Genomic DNA, 6929 nt, shown 5'->3' on the forward strand with positions numbered 1-6929 from the left:
TCTCTTCCGGAATCCCTGAGGAAATCTTTCAGTTTTCTTCTTTCGCGCTGCACAGGGCTTAGGCCAGCCTGCCCGAAAGATAAAAGGTGACATACAAAACTAAGGGACAGAATTCTCACTTTTCAGCTCTTTTATCTCTGAGCCGGAGGTAAAATATTAAATGAGATCAGGGATTTAATGAGAGCAGATTATATCAGATTATATCATTTATACAAGGCTTATACCAAACTTATTGATCAATTTGGATCAGGTTTTACCAGGTAATCTCAGAGATGGTCACAATGTTATTCAAAAATTTGTCTGATGTTTCGGAAGCTGAAATGCAGAAATTACTTTCCCGGGGGTCCGGGCTTGCAGATGTTGGGAAAACTGTTTCCTCCGTACTTTCTGATGTGCGCACGAGGGGAGATTCCGCGCTCAGGGAATATACCGAAAAGTTTGATAAAGTTATACTTGCTGATTTTGAAGTAAGCGAGGAGGAATTTGAAGAAGCCCTGTCAGGTATCGGTCCTGAACTTATGGGACACCTTAAAACCGCAGCTGCAAACATCATGGCTTTCCATGAAGCCCAGATGCCTGAAACTACCTGGTTTATGGAACTTCAACCCGGGGTTATTCTGGGGCAGAAGGCAACACCCCTCGAAAGTGTGGGTGCCTATGCTCCGGGGGGCCGGGCTTCCTATCCTTCAACAGTGCTGATGACAGTAATCCCTGCCAGGGTTGCGGGTGTCGGACAGGTTATCGTATGCACTCCTCCGAGGGCTGACGGTTCTGTTCACCCTCTCACGCTTGCTGCTGCGAAAGTTGCAGGGGCAGATAAGGTCTTCAAGCTTGGAGGCGTGCAGGCAATAGGGGCAATGGCTTATGGAACCGAAACTGTCCCGAAGGTGGACAAAATCGTAGGTCCTGGTAACGTATTTGTGACAGCTGCCAAGATGCAGGTAAGGGATGTTGCCGAGATTGACTTTCCGGCGGGTCCCAGTGAAGTTCTTATTCTGGCAGACGATTCTGCCGATGCTGTCATGGTTGCCTCAGATATCATAGCCCAGGCAGAACACGACCCGAGTGCAGTTTCGGTGCTTGTGACCACTTCCGGGACTCTTGCAGAAGCTGTAACAAAAGAGGTACTTGTTCAGGCTGAAAACACTGCAAGAATTGAGATTGTAAAAGCTTCTCTTGAAAATGCAGCAGTCCTGATTGCAGATTCTCTTGAGCAGGGCATTGACTTCAGCAATAAGTTTGCTCCTGAGCACCTGGAGATTATGGTGGAAGACTCCGATTTCGTACTTGACAGGATTAAAAATGCCGGATCGATTTTTATAGGGAACTATGCTCCTGTTCCGGTTGGAGATTATGCCTCCGGTACCAATCACGTGCTTCCCACAGCAGGATATGCCAGGATTTATTCCGGTCTGAATATCAACCACTTTCTTAAATATTCAAGTATCCAGAAAATCAGTAAGAGTGGGCTTGAAAGTCTGAAAGAAACTATAATCGCATTAGCTGAGGAAGAAGGTCTGCAGGCACATGCTGATGCTATTAGAACCCGTTTCGGGTACAAACCCTCTAAATAATATTTCTGCTAGTCGATATGTATATAAAATGTAAATGCGTAAACAAAATTTGATATTTAAATAAAAAAGATTTAATTCTTAAATAAGGAGAGTGGGGATTAATATGAAAATCAGAGTGGTTAGTTCACGGGAGGAAATTCCTACCCTAAACCCGAATGAGAAGGTTATCCACCTTGCTTTCAGGCCGTCTAACAGGGATGTATTCATGCTTGCTGAAACATGCCCTAAAATTGAAGCCATACAGCTTCCTAAATCCTACAGAAGGACTGTTTCAAAGTCAATAGAAATGTTCCTGGAAATGCAGAAGATAAACCTCCTTGAAGGGGATGTATGGGGACATCGGAAAGACATAAACGAATACTACAACGTTTCTCAGAATGTTATGGAGAAAATTCAGGAATTAAAAGCCGACCGTTTCTCCAATGAGATGATTGCCGAAAAGCTTTCGAGAGAAAGCAAGCTGAATTCGGACATGATACTTTATATCCTGAGCAAAAGAAACATGGAATTGTCCTGAAGTATGGAATTGTCCTGAAGTATGGGATTGTCCTTAAGCATGGGATTGTCCTTAAGCATGGGATTGTCCTTAAGCGTGGGATTGTCCTTAAGCATGGATTCATCTGCCCTTTCAACCATAACTTTTCGGGGCAAATCGGTTTTTTCTATGTACCCGTGAAAGATAATTTAACTGAAGGGGGCAGTCAACTTTTTAAGACACTGTCTTAAAAAGTTTTCCATATATTTCCAGACTTATTCTCAGAAGGAGTTTACGGGATGGAACTCTCAGCCGTAATAAACTTTTCTCTAATTTATCTATGTTTTTCTCAATTCTTTTCCTTATTCAAATACGTGCTCTTTTTCATCGAACCCACTTTTCGCAGATGTCCTTTCAATTTTTCACAATTTTTCCTGCCATCGTTTTTTCTGAAAACCGCCCTGATTGCTCAAACATATGTTTTTGAAATATCCCACAATTTTCTACATTTTGCCTTCATTGAAAACTTCCGGCACCCATTTCCCGAAACTTCAGTTGAGATAATAACTGCCGATTTCCTCATAATTCTCCAAAAACGATAGCAAAAAAATGTTCTTTTTTTGAATAGATCTGCGGAATCTCGGATCGAAATGTAAAGGAGCTTATACTCTCCCCTTTAAATCATAAAACCTTAGCATGAAACACCTGAGTCTTTAGCTCAGGGGTAGTTGACTTTCTGTATAGCCATTATCTTTACTCTTTTTAAAACCATTTTAACAGACGGGTGAGACGGTTAAAGAGTTTCAGCTTAGGTCAATTCCATAACACATTATCTATTTCTATATTACTCTTTTTTTATATTTATACCAACAATTCAAAAAAATCAAGCTGATTTTTAGACCTTAAATCCTGCATTTTAGTTTATATATTTTTATTTTTGCTTTTGCATGTAACCTTTTTTTAAATATTTTCTTGAGACACAAAACCTATTTTACAAGCATAACAGAGAAAAATATTTAAATATTGCCGTATAACTTATTTCATTAATTCTTAAACTTAACTAGGGTCTGGGGAATGGTATGAAAATAAGAGTTGTTAGTTCAAGAGATGAAATTCTCTCCTTAAACCCGAACGAAAAGGTAATTCACCTTGCGTTCAGGCCTTCAAATAAAGATATTTTCTTGCTTGTTGAAATCTGTCCGAGGCTTGAAATAGTCCAGCTTCCGAAATCATATCAAAAGACGATTTCGAAGTCTATGGAGATGTTTCTGGGAATGCAAAAGATCCAGCTGCTTGAAGGAGATGTCTGGGGGCACAGAAAGGACATAAACGAGTATTACATCGTCCCTCCTTCAGTAATGAGTAAAATAAGGAATATGAAAGCAGAAGGAATTCCGGACGAAAATATTTCCGAAAAAATAACGAAGGAAAGCAAGCTCAGCCCAAAGATGGTCCTTTATATCCTGAACAGAAAGCAGTTTGAGTAACAAGCTCTATTGAAAGTGCACCCAGAGTGTACCAGTAACACGGTGCAAGGAAATATCTGTATAAAAACATTTTTAAAAAACACATTATCTGGAAAACGTTTTCTCTAAAAAACAGAGGACGCCTGAAAGGCATCCCTGTCCGATTCTATACTCTTTAACCTTTATAGAACAAAGCGTAAAACCCCTGGGTTTTTAGCCCGGGGGAAGTTCACGTTTTAGCCTTTACATTTTAGCCTTTACATTTTAGCCTTTACATTTTAGCATGTACATTTTAGCATGTACATTTCAGGCTTTATTTTTTGTGTGTTTTTCAGCTTATGCTCTTTATTATCCCGGTTATTTCAGACAAGTTCCCTGCTGAAATATTTGTCATAGGAAGCCATGTCAAAGTGACCGTGCCCGCTCAGGTTAAAGAGAATGGTCTTTTCTTCCCCTGTCTGTTTGGCTGCGAGGGCTTCATCAATTGCACAGCGGATAGCGTGGGACGATTCAGGTGCAGGCACTATTCCTTCTGTCCTGGCAAACTGTACGGCTGCATCAAAAACATCGTATTGATCATATGAAACAGCTTCTATAAGCCCTTCGGCATAGAGTTTACTTATGATCGGAGAGTCGCCGTGGTAGCGGAGTCCTCCGGCATGGATAGCAGGAGGCATATGCTTGTGGCCGAGGGTGTACATCTTAAGGAGCGGGGTCATCTCGGCAGTGTCTCCGAAGTCGTACCTGTACTCTCCTTTTGTTAAGGAAGGGCAGGCTGAAGGTTCGACTGCGACAACTCTTGCGTTGTGTTTTCCTTCAAGCCTGTCTTTTATGAACTCAAGCCCGATTCCTCCCAGGTTGCTTCCTCCGCCACAGCACCCGATAACCACGTCAGGGTATTCTTCGACCTGTTCGAGCTGCTTTTTGCACTCTGCACCTGTCACGGTCTGGTGGAGCACAACGTGGTTAAGTACACTTCCAAGGGAATACTTTGTGTTCTCATGGGCTACTGCATCCTCTACAGCCTCACTGATTGCAATCCCGAGGCTTCCTGGGGTGTCAGGCTGCTCCTGCAGGATCTTTCTTCCGAACTCCGTATCCGGGCTTGGGGAAGGCACTACATTTCCTCCCCAGAGGGTCATAAGGGATTTTCTGTAAGGCTTCTGGTAGTAACTGGAACGGACCATATAGACTTTGCATTCGAGGTCGAAGTAATTGCAGGCAAGAGATAGTGCACTTCCCCACTGCCCTGCTCCCGTCTCTGTTGTGAGCCTCTCAGTGCCCTCTTTCATGTTATAGTAAGCCTGGGCAATGGAGGTATTTGTTTTGTGGCTGCCTGCAGGGCTAACTCCTTCGTACTTATAATAGATCTTTGCAGGGGTCTTGAGAACTTTCTCCAGCTGATGGGCTCTGAATAGGGGGCTTGGTCTCCAGAGCCTGTAAATATCAAGCACTTCCTCGGGAATATCAATATACCGATCGCTGCTCATTTCCTGCCTGATCAGTTCCTTTGGGAAAATTGGTTCAAGAGCATCCGGGCTTATAGGCTGCCAGGTTCTGGGGTCAAGAGGTGGATCAATTGGAGTGGGAAGGTCGGAAAGGACATTGTACCATTTCTTCGGCATCTCATTTTCATCAAGGATAATCTTTGTCTGTTCCATGAAAATCTCCTTCACATTATTTCTGTACAAAATCGTACCTTGATGTATTTAAGCGTTATCTGTTTTGCATGTATGAACTCCAAACTACACCTTTATACTTTGAGAATCTTAGCATCACCCTCGAAATTACGGAAACGAAAAAAAGAAAACGTGTGCCGGCTTTTCCGCCGGTTGTTGTTTACGGTTGTTGTTTACAGTTGTCATCTCAATCTTCTGGCAAGTTCCACTGCAAATTTTGCAACCTCTGATGCATCCGGACCGAGAAGCCTGACCATAGGTTCTTTTCCCATTCCTCCTTCATCATAGATTACTTCAGGCATTCCTCCGTATTCTTTAATTGCCTCAGAAGTGCCCCAGTCCATGGTACTGACCTCTTCAGGCTCTTTAGATCTGTCAAAAGAGGAAATCTCAAGCCCCATTTCCCTGCAGGCTTCAAGGATTTCTTCTGAATATTTTACATTCATGGCAGCTCTGATGTCAGGATTCTCGCGAAGAGCTGCAAAAACGACCCTTGCTACGTGCCTGCTGGCTCCAAAGTCAACACATCCAACAGGATTTGCCCTTCCTCTGTACCTCACTATCCTGCCGTCTACAGCCGCAATGTCCTCATAATTTCGGGCACCCGGAATTGCCTTTCCTATGTTACAGCCAACCTCAGGAATGAGCTTTGCAAACTCAGGGCTGTCTGCAAGTATTGATACCGCTTCTTTTACATCCTTCAGGGCAAGGTAGCGCTCTTTTTCCTCAAGGGTCTTTCCGAGGGGGTTTACAGGGTCTGCTCCTCTGCCCGCAGGCAGGCTCCTCTGGATTGCCTGTTCCACGAATTTCTTTGCCTTCCTGGCAGCAGTTTCCAGACTATTCCCATAGGCAAGGCAGGCAGTCATCGATGCAGAGTAGGTGCAGCCCGAGCCGTGGGTTCCTCCTCTGACAAAAGTTCCGGGAACGCGGGTAAAGGTGCCGGAAACGGATTCATAGAGAAGGTCCGTCGCATCAAGGTGCCCTCCTGTAACAATAACGGCTTCAACTCCAAGGTCTGCAATTTTTCTTGCCGCAAGTTTTGCATCTTCATGGGTTTTGACAGGAATTCCTGCAATTGCGCCTGCTTCAGAGGCGTTTGGAGTCGTAACCTTACAGAGGGGCAGCAGTTCTTCGATAAGGACTGAAAGAGCTTCTTTTCGCAGGAGGTCTCCTCCGGCTTCAGCAGCCATGACAGGGTCGATCACCAGGGAAAGCCTGTGCTTTTTTACCTGCTTTGCAACCTCCTTTACGATTTCCGATGAGGCAAGCATTCCGGTCTTTACCCATTTGATATTCATATCCGTACAGACAGCTTCGATCTGGCTTGCAACAGCTTCAGGGGCAAGGTCAAATGTCTTAAGAACTCCTGTTGTATTCTGGGCAGTTACGGAAGTTATGGCACAGGTACCGTGAACTCCAAATGCGGCAAAGGTCTTCAGGTCAGCAGCAATTCCGGCTCCACCTCCTGAATCCGAGCCTGCAATCGTCATCACAATAGGGGTTTTGGATAAGGGATTTCCTGTCATTATACTCCTCTTTTTATATTCTCTTTATATGTTTAATATACTGGCATATACTGACTTTTTCCAGAATGACTTTTTCCAGAGCTTGCTTTTCTGTTTCTCGGGCAAAGGAATTTTTATGGGAAGGAGCGTAAAACCCCGAAGTCTTCAGCTTCGTGGGATATAAGCGTCAACTTCCTCACGTTCTGCTGTTATTGATTCTGCAAACTTAT

The 6929-nt window shown here is 43.7% G+C and carries 6 protein-coding genes; 3 read left to right on the top strand and 3 right to left on the bottom strand.

The window, feature by feature from the left end; genetic code table 11:
* Positions 1-272 precede the first annotated feature (272 nt).
* Complete coding sequence (hisD, locus tag EO93_RS08235) at positions 273-1574, top strand: histidinol dehydrogenase (RefSeq protein ID WP_048161981.1); 1302 nt, start codon at positions 273-275, stop codon at positions 1572-1574.
* A 103-nt stretch (positions 1575-1677) separates the two neighbouring features.
* Positions 1678-2091 carry a DUF1699 family protein gene (locus EO93_RS08240; protein ID WP_048136335.1) on the top strand — a complete coding sequence of 138 codons (414 nt, stop codon included), beginning with the start codon at positions 1678-1680 and terminating at the stop codon, positions 2089-2091.
* Here EO93_RS08240 and EO93_RS17380 read toward each other — a convergent pair.
* Positions 2055-2210, bottom strand: a complete 156-nt coding sequence (locus tag EO93_RS17380; protein ID WP_156161267.1) for a hypothetical protein — start codon at positions 2208-2210, stop codon at positions 2055-2057. The two genes, EO93_RS08240 and EO93_RS17380, sit on opposite strands and share 37 nt — an antisense overlap.
* 918 nt (positions 2211-3128) lie before the next feature.
* Here EO93_RS17380 and EO93_RS08250 point away from each other — a divergent pair.
* Complete coding sequence (locus EO93_RS08250) at positions 3129-3536, top strand: DUF1699 family protein (protein ID WP_048161985.1); 408 nt, start codon at positions 3129-3131, stop codon at positions 3534-3536.
* A gap of 341 nt (positions 3537-3877) precedes the next feature.
* On the opposite strand, the gene EO93_RS08255 is transcribed toward EO93_RS08250, so the two are convergent.
* Positions 3878-5176 carry a TrpB-like pyridoxal phosphate-dependent enzyme gene (locus EO93_RS08255; protein WP_048161987.1) on the bottom strand — a complete coding sequence of 433 codons (1299 nt, stop codon included), beginning with the start codon at positions 5174-5176 and terminating at the stop codon, positions 3878-3880.
* Positions 5177-5376: 200 nt separating this feature from the next.
* Complete coding sequence (gene thiD, locus EO93_RS08260) at positions 5377-6720, bottom strand: bifunctional hydroxymethylpyrimidine kinase/phosphomethylpyrimidine kinase (RefSeq protein WP_048161988.1); 1344 nt, start codon at positions 6718-6720, stop codon at positions 5377-5379.
* Between the last annotated feature and the right edge of the window lie 209 nt (positions 6721-6929).

The organism is Methanosarcina sp. 1.H.A.2.2 (genome assembly GCF_000979975.1).
Taxonomy (GTDB): domain Archaea; phylum Halobacteriota; class Methanosarcinia; order Methanosarcinales; family Methanosarcinaceae; genus Methanosarcina.